The sequence below is a fragment of the Lentzea terrae genome (assembly GCF_003265345.1).
In the GTDB taxonomy this organism is placed as follows: Bacteria; Actinomycetota; Actinomycetes; order Mycobacteriales; family Pseudonocardiaceae; genus Lentzea; species Lentzea terrae.
This window is the reverse complement of record NZ_QFWW01000035.1, coordinates 202,134-228,146: the sequence shown is the minus strand read 5'-3', so window position 1 is coordinate 228,146 and position 26,013 is coordinate 202,134. Positions and strand designations below refer to the sequence as shown.

At 68.0% G+C, this 26,013-nt stretch carries 29 protein-coding genes; 10 read left to right on the top strand and 19 right to left on the bottom strand.

Translation table 11 applies throughout. The features are described 5' to 3' along the window. Positions 1 to 225: 225 nt before the first annotated feature. From DI276_RS44065 to DI276_RS44040, 7 genes are all read right to left on the bottom strand, one after another. Complete coding sequence (locus DI276_RS44065) at positions 226 to 525, bottom strand: DUF1416 domain-containing protein (protein WP_112275286.1); 300 nt, start codon at positions 523 to 525, stop codon at positions 226 to 228. A 6-nt stretch (positions 526 to 531) separates the two neighbouring features. Continuing rightward, positions 532 to 1,377 (bottom strand): sulfurtransferase, encoded by an 846-nt coding sequence (locus DI276_RS44060; protein ID WP_112275284.1) that lies wholly within the window; start codon positions 1,375 to 1,377, stop codon positions 532 to 534. A 31-nt stretch (positions 1,378 to 1,408) separates the two neighbouring features. After that, positions 1,409 to 1,852, bottom strand: coding sequence for a DUF4395 domain-containing protein (locus tag DI276_RS44055; protein ID WP_112275282.1), 444 nt, complete (start codon positions 1,850 to 1,852; stop codon positions 1,409 to 1,411). Positions 1,853 to 1,925: 73 nt separating this feature from the next. Beyond that, positions 1,926 to 1,997: a putative leader peptide gene (locus DI276_RS53565; RefSeq protein ID WP_355300619.1), complete on the bottom strand. Its 72-nt coding sequence runs from the start codon at positions 1,995 to 1,997 to the stop codon at positions 1,926 to 1,928. 85 nt (positions 1,998 to 2,082) lie between these two features. After that, a complete protein-coding gene (locus DI276_RS44050; protein WP_112275280.1) occupies positions 2,083 to 2,487 on the bottom strand; it encodes a thioredoxin family protein in 405 nt (134 codons plus the stop codon). Further along, the gene (locus DI276_RS44045; protein ID WP_112275278.1) at positions 2,484 to 3,314 is read right to left on the bottom strand and encodes an LmeA family phospholipid-binding protein; all 831 of its coding nucleotides are present in this window, start codon (positions 3,312 to 3,314) and stop codon (positions 2,484 to 2,486) included. The genes DI276_RS44050 and DI276_RS44045 overlap by 4 nt, the downstream gene beginning before the upstream one ends. After that, complete coding sequence (locus DI276_RS44040; RefSeq protein ID WP_269814361.1) at positions 3,311 to 4,075, bottom strand: alpha/beta hydrolase; 765 nt, start codon at positions 4,073 to 4,075, stop codon at positions 3,311 to 3,313. Before DI276_RS44040 ends, DI276_RS44045 begins: the two co-directional genes overlap by 4 nt. 134 nt (positions 4,076 to 4,209) lie before the next feature. Between DI276_RS44040 and DI276_RS44035 the strand changes: the two genes are divergently transcribed. From DI276_RS44035 to DI276_RS44005, 7 genes are all read left to right on the top strand, one after another. Further along, complete coding sequence (locus tag DI276_RS44035) at positions 4,210 to 4,974, top strand: response regulator transcription factor (protein ID WP_112275274.1); 765 nt, start codon at positions 4,210 to 4,212, stop codon at positions 4,972 to 4,974. Between the two features lie 10 nt (positions 4,975 to 4,984). Next, positions 4,985 to 5,857 carry a mycothiol synthase gene (gene mshD / locus DI276_RS44030; protein WP_112275272.1) on the top strand — a complete coding sequence of 291 codons (873 nt, stop codon included), beginning with the start codon at positions 4,985 to 4,987 and terminating at the stop codon, positions 5,855 to 5,857. Between the two features lie 197 nt (positions 5,858 to 6,054). Continuing rightward, entirely contained in the window at positions 6,055 to 7,179 is a 1,125-nt protein-coding gene (gene pstS, locus DI276_RS44025) for a phosphate ABC transporter substrate-binding protein PstS (RefSeq protein ID WP_112275270.1), read from the top strand. A 72-nt stretch (positions 7,180 to 7,251) separates the two neighbouring features. Then, on the top strand, positions 7,252 to 8,226 hold the full coding sequence (pstC, locus tag DI276_RS44020) for a phosphate ABC transporter permease subunit PstC (RefSeq protein ID WP_112275268.1): 975 nt from the start codon (positions 7,252 to 7,254) through the stop codon (positions 8,224 to 8,226). After that, positions 8,223 to 9,137: a phosphate ABC transporter permease PstA gene (gene pstA / locus DI276_RS44015; protein WP_112275266.1), complete on the top strand. Its 915-nt coding sequence runs from the start codon at positions 8,223 to 8,225 to the stop codon at positions 9,135 to 9,137. Before pstC ends, pstA begins: the two co-directional genes overlap by 4 nt. Before the next feature lie 15 nt (positions 9,138 to 9,152). Next, positions 9,153 to 9,929, top strand: coding sequence for a phosphate ABC transporter ATP-binding protein PstB (pstB, locus tag DI276_RS44010; RefSeq protein WP_112275264.1), 777 nt, complete (start codon positions 9,153 to 9,155; stop codon positions 9,927 to 9,929). A 10-nt stretch (positions 9,930 to 9,939) separates the two neighbouring features. Continuing rightward, entirely contained in the window at positions 9,940 to 11,097 is a 1,158-nt protein-coding gene (locus DI276_RS44005) for a hypothetical protein (protein WP_112275262.1), read from the top strand. 3 nt (positions 11,098 to 11,100) lie between these two features. Here DI276_RS44005 and phoU read toward each other — a convergent pair whose 3' ends face one another. The 7 genes from phoU to DI276_RS43970 all read right to left on the bottom strand — a co-directional run bounded on the left by phoU (position 11,101) and on the right by DI276_RS43970 (position 18,586). Then, positions 11,101 to 11,766, bottom strand: coding sequence for a phosphate signaling complex protein PhoU (gene phoU, locus DI276_RS44000; RefSeq protein WP_112275260.1), 666 nt, complete (start codon positions 11,764 to 11,766; stop codon positions 11,101 to 11,103). Between the two features lie 71 nt (positions 11,767 to 11,837). Next, positions 11,838 to 14,786 (bottom strand): LCP family protein, encoded by a 2,949-nt coding sequence (locus DI276_RS43995; protein ID WP_157985334.1) that lies wholly within the window; start codon positions 14,784 to 14,786, stop codon positions 11,838 to 11,840. Between the two features lie 296 nt (positions 14,787 to 15,082). Next, positions 15,083 to 15,931, bottom strand: coding sequence for a GGDEF domain-containing protein (locus tag DI276_RS43990; RefSeq protein ID WP_112275357.1), 849 nt, complete (start codon positions 15,929 to 15,931; stop codon positions 15,083 to 15,085). A 142-nt stretch (positions 15,932 to 16,073) separates the two neighbouring features. Continuing rightward, positions 16,074 to 16,526, bottom strand: a complete 453-nt coding sequence (locus tag DI276_RS43985; protein ID WP_232837333.1) for a hypothetical protein — start codon at positions 16,524 to 16,526, stop codon at positions 16,074 to 16,076. Continuing rightward, complete coding sequence (gene dusB, locus DI276_RS43980; protein WP_232837332.1) at positions 16,519 to 17,643, bottom strand: tRNA dihydrouridine synthase DusB; 1,125 nt, start codon at positions 17,641 to 17,643, stop codon at positions 16,519 to 16,521. Before dusB ends, DI276_RS43985 begins: the two co-directional genes overlap by 8 nt. 10 nt (positions 17,644 to 17,653) lie before the next feature. Beyond that, positions 17,654 to 18,301 (bottom strand): DUF4937 domain-containing protein, encoded by a 648-nt coding sequence (locus tag DI276_RS43975; RefSeq protein ID WP_112275257.1) that lies wholly within the window; start codon positions 18,299 to 18,301, stop codon positions 17,654 to 17,656. Positions 18,302 to 18,334: 33 nt separating this feature from the next. Beyond that, positions 18,335 to 18,586 carry a hypothetical protein gene (locus tag DI276_RS43970; protein WP_112275255.1) on the bottom strand — a complete coding sequence of 84 codons (252 nt, stop codon included), beginning with the start codon at positions 18,584 to 18,586 and terminating at the stop codon, positions 18,335 to 18,337. A 200-nt stretch (positions 18,587 to 18,786) separates the two neighbouring features. Between DI276_RS43970 and DI276_RS43965 the strand changes: the two genes are divergently transcribed. Then, on the top strand, positions 18,787 to 19,458 hold the full coding sequence (locus DI276_RS43965; protein WP_157985333.1) for a DUF4241 domain-containing protein: 672 nt from the start codon (positions 18,787 to 18,789) through the stop codon (positions 19,456 to 19,458). A gap of 14 nt (positions 19,459 to 19,472) precedes the next feature. Here the strand turns inward: DI276_RS43965 and DI276_RS43960 are convergent, their stop codons facing one another. Next, positions 19,473 to 20,024 (bottom strand): superoxide dismutase, encoded by a 552-nt coding sequence (locus DI276_RS43960; protein ID WP_112275251.1) that lies wholly within the window; start codon positions 20,022 to 20,024, stop codon positions 19,473 to 19,475. A 91-nt stretch (positions 20,025 to 20,115) separates the two neighbouring features. Between DI276_RS43960 and DI276_RS43955 the strand changes: the two genes are divergently transcribed. After that, positions 20,116 to 20,592, top strand: coding sequence for a DUF6328 family protein (locus tag DI276_RS43955; protein ID WP_112275249.1), 477 nt, complete (start codon positions 20,116 to 20,118; stop codon positions 20,590 to 20,592). On the opposite strand, the gene DI276_RS43950 is transcribed toward DI276_RS43955, so the two are convergent. Further along, complete coding sequence (locus DI276_RS43950; protein WP_112275247.1) at positions 20,557 to 21,243, bottom strand: hypothetical protein; 687 nt, start codon at positions 21,241 to 21,243, stop codon at positions 20,557 to 20,559. The two genes, DI276_RS43955 and DI276_RS43950, sit on opposite strands and share 36 nt — an antisense overlap. 319 nt (positions 21,244 to 21,562) lie before the next feature. Here DI276_RS43950 and DI276_RS43945 point away from each other — a divergent pair, with 319 nt between their 5' ends. Continuing rightward, entirely contained in the window at positions 21,563 to 23,044 is a 1,482-nt protein-coding gene (locus DI276_RS43945) for an MDR family MFS transporter (protein WP_112275245.1), read from the top strand. A gap of 78 nt (positions 23,045 to 23,122) precedes the next feature. Here DI276_RS43945 and DI276_RS43940 read toward each other — a convergent pair whose 3' ends face one another. The 3 genes from DI276_RS43940 to DI276_RS43930 are packed head-to-tail and all read right to left on the bottom strand — an operon-like array spanning position 23,123 to position 25,833. Further along, positions 23,123 to 23,446, bottom strand: coding sequence for a hypothetical protein (locus tag DI276_RS43940; RefSeq protein WP_112275243.1), 324 nt, complete (start codon positions 23,444 to 23,446; stop codon positions 23,123 to 23,125). Continuing rightward, positions 23,443 to 25,122: a hypothetical protein gene (locus DI276_RS43935; RefSeq protein WP_112275241.1), complete on the bottom strand. Its 1,680-nt coding sequence runs from the start codon at positions 25,120 to 25,122 to the stop codon at positions 23,443 to 23,445. Before DI276_RS43935 ends, DI276_RS43940 begins: the two co-directional genes overlap by 4 nt. 60 nt (positions 25,123 to 25,182) lie before the next feature. Next, a complete protein-coding gene (locus DI276_RS43930) occupies positions 25,183 to 25,833 on the bottom strand; it encodes a hypothetical protein (protein ID WP_112275239.1) in 651 nt (216 codons plus the stop codon). Positions 25,834 to 26,013: the final 180 nt, after the last annotated feature.

The window sequence follows — 26,013 nt, the reverse complement described above, 5'->3', positions numbered from 1 at the left end:
TCCTTTTCCGCCCGACGCAGCGCCTCGAAAGGGCCCCGAAGTCAAGCCCCAATCGCGATCGTCGCGAAGCGGCGATGACGCAACCAACCCCCGTCCGGCCACCCGCTGGAACCGGCGCCCACCAATGCAACAGCACCACCGCATGGCCCCAGAAGCCGCGGCAAACAGACGGAAGGCCCCGGCAGAGAATCTCCGCCAGGGCCTTCGCCATACCAACCAAGAACGTCAGGCGACCGCGATCTGCACGTCGTGGATCCCAGGCCCGTCAGCCGAAACGTCAGCCTGCCCGTTCCCGCTCCGATGCAGAGCCCGCACGGTCCAGCTGCCAGGAGCAGCGAAGAACCGGAAGTCACCCTCCGGCGAGGACACGACCTCGGCGGTGAACTCACCGGTCGAGTCGAGCAGCCGAACGTAGGCGCCCCCAACGGGAGCCCCGTCCGCGACGACCTTGCCCTGCAGCACGGTCTCAGAAGTGGAAACGTCGATGGAGCCGCCCTGGACGGGCGCGCCGCACGAGTCGCTCATGATGAATCAGGCCTCCTTGCCGGAACCGAGTTCGATCGGCACGCCGACGAGCGAGCCGTACTCCGTCCAAGAACCGTCGTAGTTCTTGACGTCTTCGTGGCCGAGCAGCTCGCGCAGGGCGAACCAGGTGTGCGAGGAGCGCTCGCCGATGCGGCAGTACGCGATGGTCTTGCGGGAGCCGTCGAAGCCGGCTTCCGCGTAGATCTCGCGGAGTTCGTCCTCGGACTTGAAGGTGCCGTCCTCGTTGGCCGCCTTCGACCAGGGCACGTTCACCGCGGACGGGATGTGGCCCGCGCGCTGGGCCTGCTCCTGCGGGAGGTGGGCCGGGGCGAGCAGCTTGCCGGAGAACTCGTCGGGGGAGCGGACGTCTACGAGGTTCTTGTTGCCGATGGCGTCGACGACCTCGTCGCGGAAGGCGCGGATCGAGAGGTCCTGCTCCGAAGCGGAGTACGAAGTGGTGTCGCGAACGACCTCTTCCTTGTCCAGCGGACGGCCGTCGAGCTCCCACTTCTTGCGGCCACCGTCGAGCAGCTTCACGTCCTGGTGCCCGTAGAGCTTGAAGTACCAGTACGCGTAGGCAGCGAACCAGTTGTTGTTGCCGCCGTAGAGGATCACGGTGTCGTCGTTGGAGATGCCCTTGGCCGAGAGCAGCTTCTCGAAGCCCTCGCGGTCGACGAAGTCGCGGCGGATCGGGTCCTGGAGTTCGGTCTTCCAGTCGATGCGCACGGCGCCAGGGATGTGTCCGCCTTCGTACGCGGTGGTGTCCTCGTCGACCTCCACGAACACGACGCCGGGCGTCTGGAGGTTCTCCTCGGACCAGGCGGCCGAGACCAGCACGTTCTCACGGCTCATGGGACGTTCGCTCCTGTAGTAGTGCGTGGCGTTATTGCGATTGCGGACGTGCGAGGGCGGGTGCGTACCGGCGCAGCAGCAGGTACATCTCGCACCCGAGGCACAGGCCCAGCGCGGCGTTGAGCAGCGCTGCCACCAGTGCGAGAGCGGTGGCCACGGTGCCCAACGTCGTGAGACCCGTGGCGTAGCCGAGCGTGCCGATCAGTGCGAACACGAACCCGACGCCCTGCGCGAACCGCAGCGGGGCCGCTTCCTCGCGTTCGGTGGTCGGGGTCAGGCGCGGCTGGATCGCGAAGCGGTAGACGTGACCCCACGGGTTGAGCTTCAGCGAGATGAACGCGCACATCGCGAACAGCACCGTCTGGGCGGCGAGGAGTCGCCACCAGCCGGTGAGGAGCACGACGGCCAGGACGACGGTGGTCATCCAGGCGGAGAAGCGCGGTCCGCGCGGGTCTACTGGGGCATCTTTGGGCACGACGACCTCCGGACATTCGGACGAGGAGAAATTCAGTCCGTCAGAGGTGGCTGCTGGGCGTCAAGCGGCCCAATCAGCTCGTCGTGCGACACAGGCTGCTGCGCACGCGGCACAGGTCAACCGCGCGTCGCTTCGTGAGCAGCATGGTCATGCCAGCGAGGGTAGCGCTCGATCCCTCGGTCCGGGAGGTATGTCCATCTGGTGGAACAACGCAGAATCACTCGACCGGATTAGGGCAGATGTGGTTGCAGAGCCGCCAGCAACGAGTCGCGTTTCGGCACGCCACCGACTCGCAACACCTCGACGCCGTCAGCCGTGAGCGCCAACGTCGTCGGTGTGCGCATCACGCCCAGCTGAGCCGCGACGTCGGGCAGGTTGGTCACGTCGAGCTCGGCGTGCGACAACCCGTCGGTGCGGTCGGCCAGGTCGCTCAGGACCACCTTCGCGTGCCGGCACGGCGCGCAGAACGTGGTGGAGAGCTGGACCAGCGTCACCCCCGGCGCGAGCAGGTCGCGCACGGGGGCGGGCAGGTCAACGGAATCACGACGATAGATGCGGCCCTCGCGGACCTTGAGCAGCACACCGATCGCACCGGCCACGGCCAGCGCGCCCAGCAGCGCCCACACACCAGTCATCGTTGGACCAACGGTACATCCGTGATCACGCCGCGAAGCTTGAACGCACCGCTCTCCACCTCAACGGCGGTAGGCGTCGCACCGAACGGGAGCTTGCCGGGGTCGATCTTGATCGCGAGCGCCTGGCGCAGCTGCGGGACGATCTGCTTGAGCGAGGCGTCTTCCAGCTCGACGTCGTCGATGGTGATCTGGATGGCACCGCCGGCCAGCGCGATCTGGCCGTAGGCGCTGAGGGTGACGACCTTGCCGGCGACGTTGGTCTGGCCGGAGAGCTTGATCGCCGCCGTCGTCTTGGGGGCCTTCGGGTCCGTCGGCGTGGTGGTGGTCGTCGTGGTGGCGGTCGCGCGCTTGTCCGGCTCGATCGAGAGCTTGTCGAACGGCGTGACCTGGTTCGCCAGGCGGTTCAGGTCCAGCGACTTGATCTTGACGCTGCCCTCGACCTCGTCGATGGTCGCCTTCGAGACGTTGCCCGCCAGCAGGTCGGACAGCTCGACGCGGGTGTGCCGCAGGTCGGCCTCGACGTCGAGGTCGCGCAGGTCGACGCCGGTCTGCTCGTTCTTGATCGGCACGCCGTACGCGCGGATCTGCACGTGCTTGTAGTCGCCGCGGAGCGCTTGCAGGGCGAACGGGAAGCCGTTGATGCGCACCGACGGGTCCTCGTCGAGCTGCAGCTTCTCCCGCATGCGCTGGGCGATCTGGTACTCGCCGGCCGCCGCGAGGGCGAAGTCGGCCGCCACGAGCAGGATGCCGAGCACGATCACCGTGATGAGGAGGAACTTCCCGCGCCGAGACTTCTTCCGCGGTTGTGCAGGGTTGTGCGCAGTCATTCCTCGTCCTCGACTTTGCCGGCGATCCATGCCGCCATCCGGTCTACCAGGTCTGGAGTCGCGGCCGATTCCGCGTGCCGCATGCCGGGCTCGATCCACAGCTCGGCATGTCCCAAGGACGCGCGGTGCAGTGACCTGGCGTGCTCCTGGCTGAAATAGTGGTCCAGGTCACCGTGCACGATCAGCAGTGGGGTGGGCGTGATGCGCGCCACCACCTCCAGCGGACTCTCCGGCGGTTGTACCCAGCTGTCGCCGAGCCGAACCCCGATCGCCCGCGCCGCGAGTTTGCCGTGCGGCTGCTCCAACAACCAGTGCACCCGCCGCATCGGCGCCGTCTCCCGCGACCACCACCTGGCCGGCGCGCTCACCGACACGACGGCGTCCGGCCTGGTCTCACCCAGTGCGGCGTGCCGGATGACGATCGACGCGCCCATCGAGAAGCCGACCGTGGCGATCTTCGAGTAACCGAGCTCGCGCGCCGTGCGCACCGCCGCCTCGATGTCGTGGACCTCGTCCGCGCCGACCGTGGACCGTCCCTCGGAGCGTCCGTGACCGCGGAAGTCGAACGCGACGACACCGGCGTGCGTGGCCAAACGAGCGAGCACCCGCGCGACGTACGGCTTGGTCACGTTGTTCGTGAACCCGTGCCCCACAACGAAAGCGAGGTCGTTTTCACCCTTGTGGTGGACGCCGTGCAGACGTATTCCGTCATGTGACGTGGATGTAACAGGCGTGACGCTTGTGGAAACAACTGTGAGCACGGCTTCTTGACCTGGGACTTTCTCGGGTTGCACCGGTATTGTCTCCGTCATCCGCAGGCAACGGGGCCCGGTCACCGTACGCCGCTGGTCTGGTCGAGGTGACCTGACCTCGGCCGATTTGGAGGGCGCCGCGAATGAGCATCGACGTGCTTCTGCTGACGACAGACCCGGACCCGGAGGCTGTGCTTCCCGCGCTGGCTCTGCTCCCGCACGCCGTGCGGCCGTTGCGGCCGGAGGTGTCCGCGCTTCTCGAAGCCGGTCCTCACGACATCGTGCTGGTCGACGCCCGCACCGATCTGGTCGGCGCCCGCTCGCTGTGCCGCCTGCTCGACTCGTCCGGCGTGGACGTGCCCGTGGTGGCCGTGGTCACCGAGGGCGGTCTGGTCGCCGTCAACTCCGACTGGTCGGTCGACGAGATCCTGCTGCCGAACTCCGGCCCCGCCGAGGTCGACGCCCGGCTGCGGCTGGTCCGCTCGCGCCGCGGCACCACGCAGCCCGGTGGCGACGGCGCCCTGCAGCTCGGCGACCTCGTGATCGACGAGGCCACCTACACCGCGCGCCTCAAGGGCCGCCCGCTCGACCTCACCTACAAGGAGTTCGAGCTGCTCAAGTACCTCGCGCAGCACGCGGGCCGGGTCTTCACCCGCGCGCAGCTGCTGCAGGAGGTCTGGGGCTACGACTTCTTCGGCGGCACCCGCACGGTCGACGTCCACGTGCGACGGCTGCGCGCCAAGCTCGGCCCCGAGCACGAGGCCCTGATCGGCACCGTGCGCAACGTGGGCTACAAGTTCGTCCGCCCGCCGCGTCCCGGTTCGTCGCGTCGTCCCTCCGAGCTGGCCGAGGTCGACGAGGTGGGCGACTCGGTCCGCGTTCTGGATGAGCGTTTGATCGCGCGGTAGGTTCGCCTGTGTGGCGCAACTGAGCTGGTACGACGAGCTGACGACCGACCAGGCTGTGGAAGTCCGGCAGCTGCTCGAGGCTGCCGAGAGCACCGACGGCGTGGCACCGGTCGGCGAGGCCGTGCGACTGCGGATGCGCCCCGGCGCGACCGGCAGCAGGCACCTCCTCGCGCACCGCAACGGCGAGCTCGCCGGGTACGCGCACGTCGACATGATCGGTGACTCCGGCGGCCACAAGGTCGCCGAGTTCGCCGTGCACCCGAAGCACCGGCATCAGGGCGTCGGTGAGGCACTGGTGAACGCCCTTCCGCAGGAGAACCTGCGGATCTGGGCGCACGGCGGCCACCCGGACGCCGACCAGCTCGCGACGAAGCTCGGCTTCCGCAAGGTCCGTGAGCTGCTGCGGATGCGCCTGCGGGTCGAGAACGAGCTGCCGGAGCCCAAGCTGCCCGACGGCGTCACCATCCGGCCGTTCGTCCCCGGCAAGGACGAGGCCGCGGTCGTCTACGTGAACCACCGCGCGTTCGACTGGCACCCCGAGCAGGGCTCGATGTCGATCGAGGACGTCCGCGCCAAGGAGGACGAGGACTGGTTCGACCCGGCCGGCTTCCTGCTCGCGTTCGACGCCGACGAGCGGCTGGTGGGCTTCCACTGGACCAAGGTGCACACGCCGGAGCTCGGCGAGGTCTACGTCGTGGGCGTCGACCCCGCCAGCCAGGGCGGTGGCCTGGGCAAGGCGCTGACGCTGGCCGGGTTGCGGCACCTGCAGCAAAAGGTCAAGGAGGTGATGCTCTACGTGGAGGCTGACAACGCTCCGGCAGTGCGCGTTTACACTGGGTTGGGCTTCACTCTTTGGGATGCCGACGTCCAGTACGCCCGGTAGTGAACAAAGCGTCACAAACCGCATACGTGCAGGTCACGGCGTCACCCATCTGGCGGTGTGCCTGGTCACTTCCCGCTCTGTGTTCACCTCACGTTCACCTCGTCTAGGCGGACTGTCCACTCTGGCTACCTACCTTCCGTAGCGAGCGGCGACGTCCGTCGCAAAACCGCTAATGCTTCCGCAGGTGGAGGACTCAGGTGAAGATCCAGCGGCACGGTGCCGTGCTCGGTCTCGTCGCGGCGAGCGCGCTGCTGCTCAGCGCGTGTGGCTCCGACAACAACGCCCCCGCGGGTGGTAACAACACCCCGTCCAACGCGGCCGCCAAGGTCGAGTGCGGCGGCAAGGCCAAGCTCAAGGCCAGTGGCTCGTCGGCGCAGGCCAACGCCATGACCCGGTTCGTCACCGCTTACGAGAGCGCGTGCGACGGCAAGAGCCTCGACTACAACTCCAACGGCTCCGGTGCCGGCGTCAAGGAGTTCAACGGCAAGCAGACCGACTTCGGTGGCTCGGACTCGCCGCTGAACAAGGACAAGGGCGAGGTCGAGGCGGCCAAGACCCGCTGCGACGGCAGCGACGCGTGGAACCTTCCCGCCGTCTTCGGCCCGATCGCGATGACCTACAACGTTGCGGGTGCAGACGGTCTCGTCTTCGACGCCGCCACCATCGCCAAGATCTTCAGCGGTGCGGTCACCACGTGGAACGACCCCGCCATCGCCGCGTTGAACAGCGGCAAGCAGCTGCCGGCGGACAAGATCGTCGTGATCTTCCGCTCGGACGAGTCGGGCACCACGGACAACTTCCAGAAGTACCTGGAGGCTGCTTCCGGTGGCGCCTGGACCAAGGGTGCCGGCAAGGCGTTCACCGGCGGTGTCGGTGAGGGCGCCAAGGGCAACGAGGGCACGTCGGCGGCGGTGAAGGGCACCAAGGGTGCCATCACCTACAACGAGTGGTCCTTCGCCAAGGCCAACAAGCTGCAGATCGCCAAGATCGTCAACTCGGGTGGTGGCGAGCCGGTCGAGCTGACCACCGCGAGCGCCGGCAAGGCCATCGAGGGTGTCAAGATCAAGGGTCAGGGCAACGACCTGGTGCTCGACCTGAACTCGCTCTACGCGACCAAGACCGCCGGTGCCTACCCGCTGGTGCTCGCCGCGTACGAGATCGTCTGCTCCAAGTACGCCGACGCGGAGACCGGCAAGGCGGTCAAGGCGTTCCTGACGGTTGCCGTGACCGATGGTCAGAAGGGCCTGGAGGAGGCCGGGTACAGCCCCGTGCCGACCGCGTTCCAGGAGAAGCTGCTGACCGCCATCAAGGCGATCGCCTGACGGTAGTGACCACCGCGCCGGGAGCGTCCGACACGATTGGACGCTCCCGGCCGACTACGGATGATTGGCACCATGGCTGAAGAGGTCACCGGGAGCTCGCCGCCCGCCAAGTCGCAGGGCCGTCGCCGTGGCGACGGCATTTTCCGTTCCATGACCACTGGCTCAAGCCTGGCAATCGTGGTCTCCATCGGGTTGATCGGCCTGTTCCTGCTGATCCAGGCCGTTCCGTCGCTCAACGCGAACAACATCAACTTCTTCACGAGCCCGGAGTGGTCGACCGGCGACGTCGGGAACCTGCGGTTCGGCATCCGCGACCTGCTCGTGGTCACGGTGCTGTCGTCACTGCTGGCGCTCGCGATCGCGATGCCGGTGGCGATGGGCATCGCTCTGTTCCTCACGCACTACCTGCAGCCGAAGTTCGCCAGGCCGTTCGCGTACATCATCGACCTGCTCGCCGCGGTGCCGTCGATCGTCTTCGGCCTGTGGGGCGCCAAGGTGCTCGGCCCGTCGCTGGAACCGATCGCCACGTTCCTCAACAAGAACCTGGCATGGATTCCGCTGTTCTCGGACGGCAACGTCTCGCTCTCCGGCGGCGGCAACATCTTCACCGCCGGCATCGTGCTCTCCATCATGATCCTGCCGATCATCACCGCGGTCAGCCGCGAGGTGTTCCGCCAGACGCCGGTGATGCAGATCGAGGGCGCGCTGGCACTCGGCGCGACTCGCTGGGAGATGATCCGCACCACGGTGCTCCCGTTCGGGCGCAGCGGTTACATCGCCGGTTCGATGCTCGGCCTCGGTCGTGCTCTCGGTGAGACGGTCGCGGTGCTGATCATCCTGCGTTCTGCGACGAGCTCGTCGACGTTCAGCTTCTTCGACGGCGGCTACACGTTCGCGTCGAAGATCGCGTCGGCGGCACCGGAGTTCAGCGAGCCGTTGTCCACCGGTGCGTACATCGCTGCCGGCCTGGTCCTGTTCTTGTTCACGTTCGCCGTGAACGCCCTCGCGCGCTACGTCGCGGGCCGAGGAAAGGCGAAGGCGTCATGACGGCCACGCTGACCGATCCCAACAGGCCCGCGCAGACACCTGCGTTCCAGAAGATCAGTCCGGGCAGGCAGTTCAAGAACTACCTCGCCATGAGCCTCATGGGACTCGCCTTCCTGGTCGCGGTCATTCCGCTGGTGTGGCTGCTGTTCACCGTGATCAGCAAGGGCTACAGCGCGCTGCTGAGCGGCGACTGGTGGGGCAAGTCGCTCAAGGGCGTGCTGCCCGAGCAGTTCGCAGGTGGCGTCTACCACGCGCTGTACGGCTCGATCGTGCAGGCGCTCGTGTGCGCGGTGATCGCGGTGCCGATCGGCATCCTCGCCGCCGTCTACCTGGTCGAGTACGGCAACAACGGCCGGTTCGCGCGCATCACGACGTTCATGGTCGACATCCTGTCCGGTGTGCCGTCGATCGTCGCCGCGCTGTTCGTCTTCGCGCTGTGGGTGACCACGTTCGGGTTCGAGACCAGCGCGTTCGCCGTGTCGTTGGCGCTCGTGTTGCTCATGCTGCCGGTCGTCGTCCGCTCCACCGAGGAGATGCTGCGCCTGGTGCCGGACGAGCTGCGGGAAGCCTCGTACGCGCTGGGTGTGCCGAAGTGGAAGACGATCGTGAAGATCGTGCTGCCGACGGCGCTGTCCGGCATCGTCACCGGCGTCATGCTCTCGATTGCCCGTGTGATGGGTGAGACCGCGCCGGTGCTGGTGCTGGTCGGCTACAGCCGCTCGATCAACTTCGACATCTTCAGCGGCAACATGGCTTCGCTGCCGCTGCTGATCTACAACGAGCTGCTGAACCCCGAAGAGGCGGGCCAGTTGCGGGTGTGGGGCGCTGCGCTCACGCTCATCCTCCTCATCATGTTCTTCAACCTCGTGGCGACCGTGATCTCGCGGTTCTCCGCGATCAAGACCAAGTGAAGCGGCGGAAGACCGATGGCCAAGCGCTTTGACATCAAGGACCTGAACATCTACTACGGCAAGTTCCACGCGGTGAACAGCGTGAACCTGGCCGTGCCGCCGCGTAACGTCACCGCGTTCATCGGGCCGTCCGGCTGCGGCAAGTCGACCGTGCTCCGATCGCTGAACCGCATGCACGAGGTCATCCCCGGCGCGCGCGTCGAGGGCAAGGTGCTGCTGGACGGCGAGGACATCTACGCGTCCAACGTGGACCCGGTCGAGGTGCGCCGCACCATCGGCATGGTGTTCCAGCGTCCCAACCCGTTCCCCACGATGTCCATCAAGGACAACGTGGTCGCGGGCCTGAAACTCGCGGGCATGAAGAACAAGCGGGAGCTCGACGAGGTCGCCGAGCGCTCGTTGCGCGGCGCCAACCTCTGGAACGAGGTCAAGGACCGCCTCGACCGTCCCGGTGGCGGTCTCTCCGGTGGTCAGCAGCAGCGCCTGTGCATCGCGCGTGCCATCGCGGTGCAGCCGGACGTGCTGCTGATGGACGAGCCGTGTTCGGCTTTGGACCCCATCTCCACGCTGGCGATCGAGGACCTGATCACGGAGCTGAAGAAGGACTTCACGATCGTCATCGTCACGCACAACATGCAGCAGGCCGCGCGTGTCTCGGACCAGACCGCGTTCTTCAACCTGCTGGGTGTCGGTCAGCCGGGACAGCTGATCGAGGTGGACGACACGGAGAAGATCTTCTCCAACCCCAGCCAGAAGGCCACCGAGGACTACATCTCCGGCCGGTTCGGCTAAATTTCTGCGGGTGAGCCCGCAGAGCAAGTCTCGCAAGAAGAAGCAAGGCACGGTCGGCCGTCGGCCCGAGAAGCAGTCCCCGTACGGGGCGTTGCTCGAGTCGGCGGCCGCACTGCGTTCGGAGTCCTGGCTGCTCGCGGACGCCTGGGCGAGCGAGCTCTACGCCACGCTCTGGCTCGCCGGATCCGGCCACGCGCCGATGATCGAGGCGCTGGCCGCGATGCAGGACCCGGCGGCGCTCACCGCGTTGCGCGCGTTGTCCGGTGTGGGCGATGAGGACACGCGCGCCGCTGCTGCTCTTGCCGCTGATGCCGTTGCGGCACATGGTGTTGCCGAACCCTCGTGGTACGTCGAGGACGCGTCGTTGGAGTTCCGCGAGGCGTTCCTCGTCACGAACCTGTTGGGAGACGTGGAAGTCGTCGCGATCACCCAGGAACGTGCCGGTGCTCGCGAGACTGTCCTGTTCATGCGCCAGCCGGTGCTCGGGGCCACCGCGATCGAGCTGTTCGGCACGCCGGACGAGGGCACCGTGGCGTTGCTGGAGGACATGATCGCCTCGACGCCGGAAGCGTTCCGCGACCTGATCACGCCGTTGAGCGCGGCCGAGGCGTTCGACCGGGTGTGGCCCGACATCGAGCAGTTCTGGGAAGAGGGACCGGACGAGGAGGCCGAGGAAGGGCTGATCGGTTCGGAGGACATCCGGCACCCGATCCAGCTGATCGCCCTGGCCGACGCGCGTGTGAGTGCGTTGGTGTCCGAGGACTACGAGATTCCGGTGATCAGTCCGGACAGGATGGACGAGACCGTCGCGGCTTTTTTGGCGTCACCGCACGGGATCGCCGACGTCGAGGCCGCGCGGGCGTTCGCGCGCGTCGTCGTGGGTGCGGCGGTCGAGCAGAACCGCGATCCGGTCGTGTACGGGCCGGCGTCGCTCACCGCGGTGCTGATCCTGAACGTGGCTGCGCGGCTGCACGTGTCCGACGCGGATCTGGCTCTGCTGCCCGAAATCGTGCGCGCGTGGGCCTACTTCACCGTCGACGCGCGGGAGCTGCCGCGCGAGGAAGCGCGCAAGGCGTGGGACGAGGAACTGCCCACCGTGCTCGCCGAGTTCTCCGAGGCCTACGCCGATCCGGAGCTCGCGGCAGAACGCGATGGGCAGTTTCGCTGAGGTTTAGAGGTTTTCGTCGCCACCGTAGCCGGGCATCCGGCCGGTGACGACGAAGACCGTGCGCTTGGCGACCGACACGGCGTGGTCGCCGTAGCGCTCGTAGAACCGGCCGAGCAGCGTCACGTCCACGGCGGTCGCCACGCCGTGGCTCCACTCCTTGTCCATGATGACCGTGAACAGGTGGCGGTGGATGTCGTCCATCGCGTCGTCCTCTTCTTCGAGGCTGCGCGCGCGGTCGACGTCCTTGTCGCGGATGATCGAGGCCGCCTCGGTCGCGAGCTTGACCGCGATCCGGCCCATCTCGGCGAAGTACGGCTGCACGTCGTCCGGCAGCGCAGGCGCCGGGTGGCGGCGCCGTGCGGCCTTCGCCACGTGCAGGGCGAGGTCGCCCATGCGCTCGACGCTCTCGGCGGCGTGGATCACCGCGAGCACGGTGCGCAGATCGGTCGCGACCGGTGCCTGCAGCGCGAGCAGCGCGTACGACTGCTCCTCGATGCTGGCTCGGACGTCGTCGACCTTCTGGTCACCGCTGATGACCTGCTCCGCGAGGCCGAGGTCGGCCTGCAGCAGGGCAGCGGTCGCGTTCTCCATCGCCTCGGCGACCATGCCGGTCATGTCGGCCAGTCGGTCGGCGAGCTGTTCTAGCTGGTCATGGTAGGCCTCGCGCATGCGCTCAGCCTACGTCCCGACCTTCGCAGCAGCGACATTCCAGCATGAACCGGAGGTGAACCCCAGGCGAATCACTTCGCGCAGGGGTCCTGTGCCGCGTTCACCACATCCAGCTGACCTGCGGCCTGGTTGGCGTTCTGCCCCTGGTTCTGCCCCTGGACCGGCGCCCCCGGCTGCGGTGCCTTGATCACCTCGTCGAAGCTGGAGCCGATCGTGAGCATCACCGCGCCGCCCATCTCGGGCGCCTCCACCAGTTCCGCACTGGGCACCGCGGCCTTGAGCGTCGCTGCCCAGTCCTCGCGACCCTTCGCGAACTTGATGGTGGTCTTGGTGGAACGCTCCTGGGCTTCACCCCTGTTCGAGATCTGGAAGCCCTTCTGCTGCAGGGCGTTGGCCGCCAGGTTGGCAGCGCGGTTGCCGGCCGCGTTGCCGTTGACCACCTGGATCGTGACCTGCTTGGGGTCGATCACCGTGCTGGGCTTGGCCGCGGTGTTGGGGTCACCGGGATTCTGCTCGGCCGGCTTCTCCTGCGGTAGCGGCGTGCCGTCGATGATCGTCTGGAAGAGCTTCCTGACGTCGTCGTCCCGCAGGCGCTCGATGTTGTCGCTCGGGTCGTTGATCCGCTTGTTGTCGTCGGTCCAGTGCGGCATCGTCACGAACGAGACGCGGCCGGCTTCGAGGCTCTGCAACGAGTTCGCGAGCTCGAGCAATGACGCCACGTCGATGTTGTCACCGGCGGTGGACTTCGTGAGGGCGTTGATGAAGTTGTTGAGCTTGGTCGGGCTCAGCAGCACCTCGTTCGACAACGCCTGGCGCAGCATCGCCGACAGGAAACCCTGCTGCCGCTTGATGCGGTCGAAGTCGGTGCCGCCGTCGCCGACGACCGTACGTGCGCGCACGTACGACAGCGCCTGGTTGCCCTGGAGCGTGTACTTACCCGGCTTGTCGAGGATGACGCCGAGCTTCTCGTCAACGATCTTCGTGGGCGTGCAGATCTGTACACCGCCGATCGCCGTCGACATCTCGCGGAAGCCGACGAAGTCGATGCTGACGAAGTGGTTGATGTTGAGGCCGGACAGCTGGGTCATCATGTTGGCCACGCACTTGGGCCCGCCGTCGTTGTAGATGGAGTTGGCCATGACCTCTTTCTCGGGGGCGAGAGGTCCGCCGTACTCCCCGGTGTCCGGGTTCCAGCTGTTGCACGCGGGCCGGTCGACCCGCACGTCCCGCGGCAGCGAGACGACGACCATGCGCTTCCGGTCCGCCGGGATGTGCGCGAGCATGATCACGTCCGACCGCGCGCCACCCTCCTGCGCCTGGGTGCCGACGTTGTCGCCCGCCTTGGCGCCTGCCCTGGTGTCCGAGCCGACCAGCAGGAAGTTCTCGTCACCGAGCTGCTTCTCCGCCTGCTGCACGGCCTGCTTGTTGCCACCGAGCGCGTCGATCTGCGTGAACTTGGACTCGGCCCACTTCGTCGCGGCCCAGCTGATGCCGCTCGCCGCGAACACGACGGCCGCGGCGGCGATCGCACCGATCTTGGCGCCGCGCATCAACCTGCGCTGCTTCGGCGTGCGGCCGGCGATCTTCTGCTCGCCGTCCTCTTCACCTTCGGTCAGCACGACCGGGTCGGCGAACTGGGTCGCCTCCTCGATCTCGTCGCCGTCCTTGACCCACGGCATGAGCTTGGCGCGTCGCTCCTTGCGCTGACGCTCCTGCTCGAGCAGTTCGTCGTGCACCGCGGAGAACCGCGCGAGGGTGTGGTCGACCTCGCGGCGCTTCTTCACGTCCTCGCCGATGGCCTCCATCTCGGTGGTGAGGCTCGCCGGGTCCATGTCTTCGCGCTTCTCGACCTTGGCCACGCCGGCTGCCGAGGCGATCTGGGTGGCTTCTGGTCCGGGGTCGGCCTTGGGCTCCTCCGCCGCGGGCTTGCTCGGCGCCGCAGCGCTGTTCGCCGCGGGAACCGGCGGAACGGGAGCGCTGGGTGCAGCGGGGCCGCCACCGAGCCGGTTGGCGATCGCCGCGCCACCCGGTGCGGGCCGGGGACCGCTCGACTCCGCCCTCGGGGGCATCGGCCGGGGACCGCTGGACTCCGCGCGGGACGGCATCGGGTGCCTGCCGGTCAGGTCCCCGTTCGGGGGCATCGGCCGGCGGTCCGGCCGCTCGCCAGGGGCGGGAGGGCGCGGAATGCTGTTCGAGGACGGCGCTTCACCCGGCAGGAGGCGGCGGGGTGCACCGGCGTCCGGAGCGTCCGGCGCCTTCGGCCGCGGCATGCCGTTGGACGTGACGTCCGGGGCAGGCGGGCGCGGGACGCCGTTGGACGACGGCGGGTCGAGCCTGCGCGGCGGTGCGCCGTTGACCTCAGGCGCCGGAGCCGGGCGGCGGATCGTGCCGTTGGGCACGCCGTTGGCCTCCGGCGCTCCACCCGGCGCGGGACGCCGTGGGACACCGTTCGACGAGGGCGCGTCACCAGGAGGCATCCGGCGCGGGTCGGCGGGTGCCGGTGGCCGCTGGATGCCGTTGGACGACGGCGCGTCGCCGGGAGCGAGCCTGCGCGGGGTGCCGTTCGGACTCATCGGGCGAGGCTGCATGCCGGTCGCGTCCGGACGCGGGCGCTGCCCGGTCTGCTGACCGGGAGCGGCAGGCGGGTAGGCGCCGTTCTGGGCAGGCCTCGGCCGCGTTCCGGTCTGCTCGGCGGGGGCGTCGGGCAGCCGGCGCCTGCCGGTCTGCTCGCCGGTGAAGTTCTGCGGTGGCGCCTGCTCTGCCAGCGGCGGCCGCGGGCGCGTGCCCGTCTGCTCACCAGGCCGGTGGGCGACGGGCGGCTGCTGCCGCGGTGGCTGTGGCTGTGGCTGCTGTGCCGGCGGGTCGGGCAGCGCACGCCTGCCCGTTGCGGGTGGGTCGGGCAGGGCACGCCTGCCTGTCGTGGGAACGTCGGGCGAGCCAGGCGGGACGGGTCGGGGGATGTTCGTCCTGCTGTGCTGCTCGATGAGGTCCGAGACGCTCAGGCCCCCAGAGCCTTCCATCGAGCGACGTCTACGGCCGGTCGGCTGGTCTTGGGGGTCCTGATCACCACGGGAAGAGGGGCCGCCACGTCGGGGGTCGTCGGGCACCCAATCTCCCTTCTGGGTCAGAAGCTAAAAGCGGTTCGTCATTACGAGTTGACGACGACCGGGACACAAGGGTTGCATCACCGGCGTGTCAGTTGCGCCCGCGATACTACGGATGTAGCCGACTTCTGACGACCACTCCGGGTGATACAGGTTCGATCTGTACGCGATTACGCGCAGTCCGTCTGCCCTGAACGGGTGAGCCAGCTCACTCAGTAGTAACCGAGAACACGTGTCTCGGTGATGGCACGCCGACCACTCGCCGCACCGGCGAGGCGAACCCGTCCATCGGCACGGTACGCCACCGCGTTGCGACCTGACTGCTTGGCCGTGTACAGGAGGCTGTCGGCACGCAGCAGCTGTTGCTCGGCACCGACCGCCGGGCGGCCGGGCACCTCGTCCGCGGGCGGCTCGTACGCGAGGCCCGCGCTGACCGTCACGCGCAGCCCCGGCGCGATCTCCTGCCACGGGTGACGCTCGACACGTTCGCGGGCCGCCTCGGCGATCTCCACGGCTGTCGCCGCGTCCACCCGCGGCAGCACGAGCACGAACTCCTCGCCGCCGTAGCGGGCGCAGAAAGCACCCTCCGGCAGGCCCTGCTGCAGCAGCTCCACGACGCGTTGCAGCACGCGGTCGCCGAGCAGGTGCCCGAAGCTGTCGTTGACCTGCTTGAACCAGTCGAGGTCGATCAACGCGATGGCGAGCCCGTGCCGGCACGCGCCGTGCTCGGCCAGCAGGTCCATCAGCCTCTGGTCGAGGTAGCGGCGGTTGTAGGAGTCGGTGAGGCTGTCGCGCAGGCTCTGCTCGCGCGCCTCCGCGTGCTCCCGTCGCAGCCGGTCGACCTCGCGGCGCAGCTGTTCCGGGACCTGCGGCTCCTCGACCTGGTCCGCGTGGACGAGGTCGAGCGCGGAACGCAGGTGCTGGTACGCCTGCCGCCACTGGCCGCGGGAGGCGAGCAACGTCGCGATGGACTCGTGCAGCCCAACCAGTCCGGGACCCTGCTCGTCGACGCTGGCGTCGTCCTGCTGGGCCTCTGCGATCTCTGGTCGCAGCGCGGTCATCGCGGTCACCTCCTTACTTGCCAGGTGTCGTCCCAGAAGAGGCGGCCCTTGAGCTAGAAGGACGCGTGGGGGCGGGATTTCCCCCGTCCGGTTGACCGTCAGCTGCTCCGATCAAGTGAGCTTGTCCGATCAACAAACCCGTTCAGCCACCGAGGCAGGGCGCGAACCCGTAGACCTCGTCGTCCAGGAGCACGACGTGCAGCGACCCGATCTGGCTGCCGATCACCGCGTCCTCCTGGCGCAACGTGACCGTGACGGCGACGACGTAGACGTCCCCACGCGGATGGCTCTTCTCGCCAGGGGGTGCCCAGTCGGCGTCCGTCCGAAGCGTTGACCAGGTCGGTTCGACCTTGATCGTGGCGCCGCGCAGGTCGCACGTCTTCTGCCGGAAGTCCGGGTGTTGGGTGTCCTTCAACAACTTCTGCTGCTGCGACGCACCCTCGTCGCCCGCCTTGTTGAGCCGCTCGTAGAACTGCTTGAACTTCGCCTTGTCGCCGTCGCTGAGCTGGACCGGCCGTGCCGTGCCCGCGACCGGACCGGCACAACCCGCGAGGAGCGCGAGCGAGGCGAGGAGAACCGCGATGCGCTCAGCCACCGGAGTGCATCACGTCCGCGCCGACCGGCACCGTCGCGTCCTCCGGGTCGTCCAGCCACCCCTCCGGCAGCACGACCTTGGCCGCGGACCCCTGCCGCCCGCGCGGCCCCTCCGCGTTCTCGGGGAAGGGGATCGTCGGGTCGAGCTGCCCGATCAGGTCGTCCAGCTGCTGCAGGCTCGACACCATCGCGAACGCCCGGCGCGTGTCGCCGCCGACCGGGAAACCGTGCCAGTACCAGGCCATGTGCTTGCGCAGGTCCCGCAGGCCCTTGTCCTCGCCGTAGTGGGCGGCGAGCAGCTGCGCGTGCCTCTTCAGGATCTGCGCGACCTCGCCGAGGTCCGGTCCGGCGGGAACGGGCTCGCCCCGGAAAGCCGCCTGCAGATCCCGGAACAACCACGGCCTGCCAAGGCATCCACGCCCGACGACCACGCCGTCGCACCCGGTCTCGGCGACCATGTCGAGCGCGTCCTGGGCGCTGAAGATGTCGCCGTTGCCCAGCACCGGAATGCTCGTGACGGCTTCCTTGAGCCGCGCGATCTTCGACCAGTCGGCCTTGCCGGAGTAACGCTGCGACGCCGTGCGCGCGTGCAACGCCACGGCCTGTGCGCCCTCGTCCTGCGCGATACGTCCCGCGTCGAGGTACGTCAGATGGTCGTCGTCAATGCCGATGCGGAACTTCACGGTGACCGGCATGTCTCCGGCGTTCCGGACGGCGGCCCGCACGATCTGCCGGAACAGCTCGCGCTTGTACGGCAGCGCCGCGCCGCCACCCTTGCGCGTCACCTTGGGCACCGGACAACCGAAGTTCATGTCCATGTGGTCGGCGAGGTTCTCGTCCACGATCATCTTCGTGGCCTCGCCGACGTTCTTGGGGTCGACCCCGTAGAGCTGCATCGACCGCGGGTTCTCACCCTCGTCGAACGTGATCATGTGCATGGTCATCGCATCCCGCTCCACGAGCGCGCGGGCGGTGATCATCTCGCACACGTAGAGCCCGGCCCCGTACTGACGGCACAGCTGCCGGAACGCCACGTTGGTGATGCCGGCCATGGGGGCGAGCACAACGGGCGGGTCGACGGCGAACGGGCCGATTTTGAGGGTGGAGGGAACGGACACGCCCTTCAGGTTACGGCACTGACCTGCCGCGATCTTCACCGAGCGTGACCGAGATCGCCTCCACGTGCCAGGTCGGTTCCAGCACCAGCGCGTGTCCGGACATCGATGCGATGTCGGTGTCCGCACCCGCCCGGGCGCGCAGGTCGGGCACCTGTTCGGCGTACCGGCGATGTGTTTCGACGTCGGGCCAGAACGTGGCGACGAGGTAGCGCCGTGCGGCCGTCCGGGCGAGGACCCCGCCCAGCATCCCCGCAGCCGCCATCGCCGGCGCCCACACCTCGCGCTGGATGGCGACGAAATGTTCTTCCGCACCCGCTTGTAGGTGGCAGTCCGCGACGCGCAGCAGTCCGCCGCCCATCGCTTCGGCCACCTCAACCCCGCCGGACATCGCGAGAACCACCTCGCCAAGGGCGATCGTGATCCCGGTGCAGCCGCCCGCATCGGCCACCGAGTCGTGCCGATCACGCAGGAACTCCTGGTGGCTGCCGGCGTCCGCCCACAGCGCCAGCACGTGAGCGCGGCCGGTCCGGCTGTCCCAGCCACCCACCTGCCCGATCAGTCCCGGCTGGTCGGCGATCACCGACCACTTCTGCTGGGCTGCGGCGAACCGATCGCGTGCGCCGGCCGGCACGTCACAGGTGATCCATTTGGCGAGCACACGGCGATCGTCCGACCTCGTCCGCGGTGGAGGTCAACCCGTGCCGGCGCACGCCTCCAAGACGGCGGCCTGGCTGCGACGTTCGTCACGTCTGCCGTTCGTCCACCGGTGCTCGTTCGGGCACTGCCACCGCGGGTCCGTGCCGTCGTCCTGGGTGAAGCAGCCGCCCAGCGCGACCAGTCCGGCCTCCGCCGCCACCCGGACCTCGTCGACCGGCAGGCCCCACTGGATCGGAACCCACTTCGCGCCGCAGGTCGGGCAGTGTTCTTCGACCGGCGCGGCCACCGTCGTACGTCTCCTGGTCGAACGCCACCAGCCGGATCCGGTCGATGATCGGCAGGGAGCGGACCGCGATCGATCCCATGCCTGCCAGCGTCGCACCTGCACGGTTGCGCGCGGGCGGACTTCACGCACCGCGAACACCCCGGTGCCCCGATCGGGTGTCAGGGGGCTTCTGCCAACATGCCCTCTGGAGGTGCCTACGCGTGGGGGCGGTTCAACTGATCAGGTCCGGGTTCGAGCGGTTCTTCGTCGACGGGCCCGTCGGCAAGTCGACCGGCGGTGGCGAACAGCAGGTCGTGGCCGTGCAACAGGTTGGCGAGCTCTCCCTGCCGACCGGCAGACTCGTGGCGGCAGACCCGTTCGTGCTGTGGCCGGAGGACGCCGAGGCGTTCACCACCACGGTCGAGCCCGGCACCTACCCGGTGTCGGTGTCGACGGTGTCGTGGGTCGACGGCGACGGCTTTCCCGACCTCCGCCAGGGCTACCGCGTCGCCGCCGCCAAGGTGACGGTGCGGGACGAGCCCGCGTACTCGTGGACGCCTGCCGTGCTGCCCGGCGAGCTCGTGCCGATGCACGAGGAGTTCGGCTACGACGTGAAGTCGAGCACCGGCGCGTTCTTCGACCTCTCCGCCGCGCCCGCGGTCGACCGCCTCGCCGCCGACGACGAGGCCGGCAACTGCGACCTCATCGACGCGCTCGGCAAGGTGGGCGGCGGCCGAGGCCCGGCGAACGTCACCGACCCGCGTTCCGGGTTGAACGTCGTGGCGTTCTCGACCGGCTGGGGGGACGGCATCTACCCGACCTGGGTCGGCCGCAACACCGCGGGTGACCCGGTCGCGTTCGTCACTGATTTTTTTGTGATCAACAGAGGCTAGTTCGTGATCAACCGCTAGAACGCAACGTTCACGCAGGCGAGCCGCGGTCCAGCCGTGCCCGCCTCGCCAGGACCGGTGTGCGTGTGTTCGTTGTGCAGCACGACGGACTGCGCGTGCCGGTCGGTGAACTGCCAGTCCACAGTGGACGACGTGTGGGCGAACCCGTTGCCGTCCGTGTGCACGTCGAGCCAGATCTCGTTGCGGGGGTTGGCGTACGCCGGGTCGACCGACGGCTGCACCGGGTCCACCACGTGCTGGTAGTGCGGCCCGGACTCCGGCGGCGTCGCCCCGCACTTCTTCACGTGCACGTGCGCGCCGTACGCCCGATGCGGCAGCAATCCCCTGAGCATCAACAACACCGTCGTGCCGCCGCTGACCGTCGGCACCGACACGACCGTCACCTTGGCGCCGGTCGGCACCTTCGCGTCGTACGTGACGGCTTTGGCCGTGGCGCTGTAGCTCTCGAACTTCGCGAACGTGTGCGCCACGCCCGCGTGAGCCTGGGCCACGCCGGTGGTCGCGGTGAACAGGAGCGCGGTGGCCACCGCGACTGCAAACGCCTTCATGGCTTTCTTGCATAGTCCTACCAGCGCAGGTCCGCCATTTTTGCGACGGGACCGGCGTTTCGACTGGCCACTTCCGGGTAAGTCGGAGTGGATGAGCGAAGCCGAGGAATCCGACCAACGCAGACTCGCCCGCAACGTCAACGAGCTGCTGCAAGAGCTCCGCGTGGCCCAGGCCGGCGTGCAGATCCTGTTCGGCTTCCTGCTCTCCATCGCCTTCACCGAGAAGTACGCCTCGACCACCACGTACATCCGCATCACCCATCTGGTGACGGTGCTGTGCGCGGCGGTCGCCGTGGCGTTCCTCACCGCCCCGGCCGCCTGGCACCGCGTGCTGTTCCGCAAGGGCCGCCGCGAGGACGTAGTCGAGTCGGGCAACACCTTCGCCCTCATCGGGCTGGCCTTCCTCGCCCTGGCCATGACCGGCACCGTCCTGCTGCTGGCCGAGGTGATCCTCGGCGACCGGGCGTCCGTCGTGGTGGGCGTGCTCGCCTTCATCGTCTTCGCGGGCCTCTGGTTCGTCGTGCCGTTCGCGTCATCCCAACGTGCTCAGGACCGCAAGCGCCCCTAGCCCGATCGTCACCGGCACCGCGACCAGCACGTTCTTCCTGGTGGGCTGCGGCAGCACCTGAACGCCGAGCGGCACCAGCGCAATGCACAACCCTGCGGTACCAACGGTCGACAACAGCTCAGTGCCCTTCAGCACCCCGAGCGGCAACAACCCCATCGCCGCCACCCCCACGGCCCGGAACGGCCCGAGCACCCCGCTGCGATACGCCGCGAACGCCAGCACGAACCACCCGAACATGATCGTGAACGACAGGAAGCTGAACAGGTGCAGGTCGCCGTACCCCTTGGCGACCAGATCCGTGGCCCCGGCAACACCCAACTGCCGGACGGCGCTGAACGCCGCGTGGTCCACCCCGGCGTGAAACGTGCGTCCGAACAGACCAACCGTGACCAGCACCCCGGCCCAGCAGGCCAGCACCGGCCGCGTCTCCGCGATCCGCTGCGCGAGGAAGACCACCGCGGCGCACATGACGACGTGCCCCGCCAGGAACGTCGTGTAAGCCGCTGTCAGCAGCCCCGGATGCTCCGCCGCAGCCCGCAGCTGGTCCGGGAAGAAGAAGTGGAACGGCGACCGCAGCAACGTGCCGACCAGCAGCAGCACGGGCCCCAGCACCAGCGCCGCTCCGCCAACCCAAGCCCCAGGAAACCTCATGGCCCGAACGGTGCCAGCGCGTCCGGCCCGCGAAATCGGACCGAACTCCGAACTTCCGCCTCAGACCACGGTCCGATCCGGAAGAATTTTTCCAGGCCGTGTCGATCCGCGTCCGCGCCGTTCGACGGGTTGGTAGACGGACAAGGACCCGGTCCGCCAACGGCGAAATTCGGGTGAGAGGGGCGCAGCGATGAGGAACACTCGGGAAGACCGATGAGTTCTGTCAGAACTGCAGGTCTCTACCGGTGTCACGAAGAGCGTCGACGCCGGCGGCCTTGGCCGCGACACGACCGTGCCAGCAACCGAGTGAGGGCCTGACATGCCTGCTGCGATCCAAGACCGACCCACCGCCAAGGCGGCCCGAACACCGCTGGTGGTGCGCCTGCTCGTGCTGGCCACGTTCGTGGTGATCCTGAACGAAACCCTGATGATCAACGCGATTCCGCGCCTGATGGAGTCGATGCACGTCACCGAGCAGGCAGCGCAGTGGGTCTCCACGGCGTTCATGCTCACCATGGCCGCCGTCATCCCGGTGACCGGCTGGTTCCTGCAGCGCGTCACGACCCGCCAGGGCTACGCGATCGCGATGGGCGTGTTCCTCGCGGGCACCGCCCTGTCCGCCGCGGCGCCGACGTTCACCGTCCTGCTGTTGGGCCGCATCGTCCAGGCCGCGGGCACGGCCGTGATGATGCCGCTGCTGATGACCACCCTGATGACCGTCGTGCCGGAGCAGGACCGAGGCCGGGTGATGGGCAACGTCACACTGGCGATCTCGGTGGCCCCCGCCCTCGGCCCGGCCTTCTCCGGCCTGATCCTGCAGCTCGGTTCCTGGCGCCTGCTGTTCGTGACGGTCCTGCCCATCGCGGGTGCCGTGACCTACTTCGGCCTGCGCCAGCTGAAGAACATCGGCGAACCCCAGGTCGGCTCCATCGACTGGCTCAGCGCGGCACTGGCCACCGTGGGCTTCGGCGGCCTGGTCTACGGCCTGAGCCTCTTCGGCGAAGGCGACGCCCACCTCGGCCCGACCATCGGCATCGTCCTGGCCGGCGCCGCCACCATCGCCATCTTCGTGCTCCGCCAGCTCAAGCTGCAGCGCACCGGCGCACCCCTGATGGACCTGCGCACCCTCGGCCACCGCACCTTCGCCCTGGCGCTGGCCCTGATGTGCATCGCCTTCCTGGCGATGATGGGCTCGATGATCCTGCTGCCCCTCTACCTGCAGAACCTGCGCGGCCTGACCCCGTTGCAGACCGGCCTGCTCCTGATGCCGGGCGGCCTGGCCATGGGTCTCCTCGGCCCAACGGTGGGCAAGCTCTACGACCGCCTGGGCAGCCGCCCGCTGATCGTGCCGGGCTCGATCGGCATGGTCCTCTCCCTGGCAGGCTTCACCCAGGTCTCGGCGTCGATGCCGTACTGGCAGGTCCTCGGCCTGCACGCCCTGCTGATGGTGAGCCTGGCAGCGACCTTCACCCCGATCTTCACGCTGGGCATGGGCGCGCTCCCGCCGAACATGTACCCGCACGGCAGCTCGATCCTCGGCACGCTGCAACAGGTCGCCGCAGCCCTGGGCACCGCCCTGGTCGTCACCGTGATGTCCGCCCGCACGGGCCAACTGGTGGCCGACGGCGCAGGCGCGGCAGCGGCACAGCTGAGTGGCATGAAGCTGGCCTTCGTGGTCGCGACCGTGCTCGCCGCGGCCACGATCGTCGTCGCGGCCCTGCTGCCGAACCGGGCAGCCAGCGCCAACCCCGACGCAGCCGACAGCGACGCCGCCGACGCTGCCGTCGTCAACGCGCACTGAGGCTCAAATGACAGAAGACCCCCAGGTCGTTGACCTGGGGGTTTTTGGTGCACGCGGTTGGACCACCTGACCGGCGCCCTAGAAGAGGGCGTCGAACGCGGCCGCCAGGTCCTTCATCTGCTCGCCGAGACCGCGGTCGGTGAGCTTCCCCAGCAGATGGTTCGTGACATCCCTGCTGGGCTGGGGTCTGCGTGCCTCGGCCTGCAGGTCGTCGATCGCCTCGATGGTCGACGCCGGCGTCTGCGCGTCGTTCAGCTCCTCGCGCAGCTCGTCGAGCAGCCGCAGCACGGCGGCCACGTCCCGGACGTGTCCGATGTGGACGTCACCGGCCCTGGCTTTGCCGCTGGTGCCGATGTTGCTGCCGATCACCGGTCCCTTGATCTCGAAGTTCTTGTCCTTCATGACTTCCTGCCCTTGACGACCTTGACGTTGCCGGCCCTCGCCTTGCCGACCGTGGCGATGTTGCTCGAGATGACCGGGCCGGTGATGTGCACGTTGTTGGTCGTCACCTGCGAGGCCTGTTCCATGAACTCGGTGACCGAGATGCTCTTGCTCTCCAGGAACTCGCCGATCGTGCGGAGCAGCCGTGACTCCAGCACCTTGATGTAGCGCTCTACGTCGGTGAGCTGGAAGTAGTTGTCGACGTTGTCTTCCGCGACGAGCTCACGCAGGCTGATCATCGCGCCGTACTTGTCCGGCAGGAACGTTCCCGCCGGCTGGTCCATCGGCGCCATCCACATGACGGCGGAGGCGAACCGCCTCGGCAAGCTCGCCGGGAACTTCAGCAGGTCCACCACCGCCTCACCGAGCGGGCGCAACGAGTACGGCGACAGGTTGTCGATCTCCCGGTGCTTCGCCTCGATGGGATACAGCACGCTGGGCGTCCACTCGACGTAGAGCAGCTCGTCGTCGAGCCCGAACGTGAGATGCGCGGAGATCACGACATCGCGGTCCCAGGTCTCCACCTGAAAGGCGCGGAAGTAGCGCATCCACTCGCGCGGACTGGTCACCAGATCGTCCACAACGGACTTGTCAGCGGTGCGTACCGGTGCCTTCTCCGTGTCCGGCAACACGTTGGCGGTCTCCGCGTCGCCGAGATGGTCGATCAGTTCCACGGCGGAGACCACGACGCGGTCGGACGTGGTGAGGTCGCGCAGCCGGTGACCGGGTGACAGCGACGTTGATCGGCCGGTCTTGAGCAGGTCGTTCGTGACGTGCTCGTAGAGCTCGGGCAGCGTGAAGCCGAGCATTGTCGCCGGTTCGCCCTCATCGTCGTGAGCGGGTTTGAGCGGGAGCGCCATCGACCACGGTTCGAACATCCTCCCCGCACCCACGAACGGCCGATAGTCCCGGTACACCGTCACCTGTGCCTTGTCCGGGCCGTCCGGCGGCTGTGTGTCCTCCTCGACCGGGTAAAGCGCCAGCGCGTCGGCGTAGACCTGGTGCCCGAGCTGCCGGACCTTCCACTCGTTCTGCCACAGCTCCTCACCGGGGCTGGTGCGGAACCTGTTGCGCCGGAAGCTCTTCGTGAGCAGCAGCCACACGGCGATCCGGTCGGCCAACAGCACGCCGAAGATCAGTACGACCGCAACGATCGCGACCACGATCTCGGCGTCGCCGCTCGACGCCTCGTACGAAGGGTACGAGCTGTTCCAGTTGCTGCCTTCGAATTCCGACGACGCCTTGAACGCCACGACGGCCAGTGCGATCGAGCCGCCGATCGCGCCGACGATGAGCGGCCCGCGTCCGGTAGGCGTGGCGAGCTTCCGCACTATGGGCCGGATGCGGAGCCCGGCGCCCGCGGCGGCCAGTGGCACGGCGATCAGCAGCCACGGCCCGAGAGCGACCACGTGCGCGGTGAGCAGCAGCACGAGCGTGAGCAGCAGCAGTACGGCGTCGCGAACTTTGCGCCGCATCCGCCCGGCCACCGCCTCGCGCAGCACCGCGCCCGTGTTGACGCCGGGTGACTGTGGAATCGACCGCGTCTTCTCCACCAGGTACTCGCGAATGGCCGCGTCCGCGAACTGCTCGTCGCGGTGCGCGGCTCCGCAGAGGAAGCGCGTCGTGTCGTCGCGCAACTTCGGAGAATGGACTCCCGGAGCCCTCGCGGGAGATGACATTGTCATGTCCACTTTCTGTCATGGTTTCGCGTGAGTTGTCATCAAATTGAGCATCTTCTCCGCCTGCGCTCGGCCGGAAGGGGGTGAGACAACGAACAGGACATATTCGATGCCGTTGGCCTCCCACCAGGCTCCGGTGCAGAACTGAGGCACTCCGTTCGGTGCGGTGGTGTAGCTCCACTTCACGCCGGGGTAGCCGTGCAGCGTCGTATCGCGCAGGCTTTCCATCGAATACGAGTTCTTGCCGAGCTTGGCCTCGTGAGCAGTGCTGATGCGCTGGAGCAGGGACAGCTGTGGTTTTTCCGGCGGCGCGCCGCCGAACCGCAGCTCGAAGCCCGGCCAGGCGCCGCTGCGGGCGATCTGCACCGTCGCCACGTCGCCCTGGTTGACGGTCCAGCCGTCCGGTATGGCTGTGACCAGCCCAGATGGGCCGGAGATGAGCTGGTAGTCGACGGCCTCGGTCGTTGTGGTGGTGGTCCTGGTGCTTCGGCTGGTGACTGTGGGCCATGCCGTCGTGGTGCGGTAGTCGGTGCTGTAGTCGTAGGGCGTGTTTTGCGCTTGCGGCTCGTCTTTTCGCGTCGTCACCAGCGCGGTACCGATCAGTATCGAAACAACGAGGTATCCTGACGCAGACGCCAGTGCGAGCGAACGCGAGCTGAGTTTTTCCATTGGGCATCCTCCGCGTTCTGGCAGAATAACCACTCCGGAACGCTTCCTGGCAGAAGTCGGGTGATCGAGTGAATGTCAATGCGCCGAATGAGTGTCATGAAGTGGTCGACGGGCAAATCGCGCGCTTGCTCAGCACTGACGACCCGTGTTCGCGTGCGCACGAACTGTTAGCGATCATTT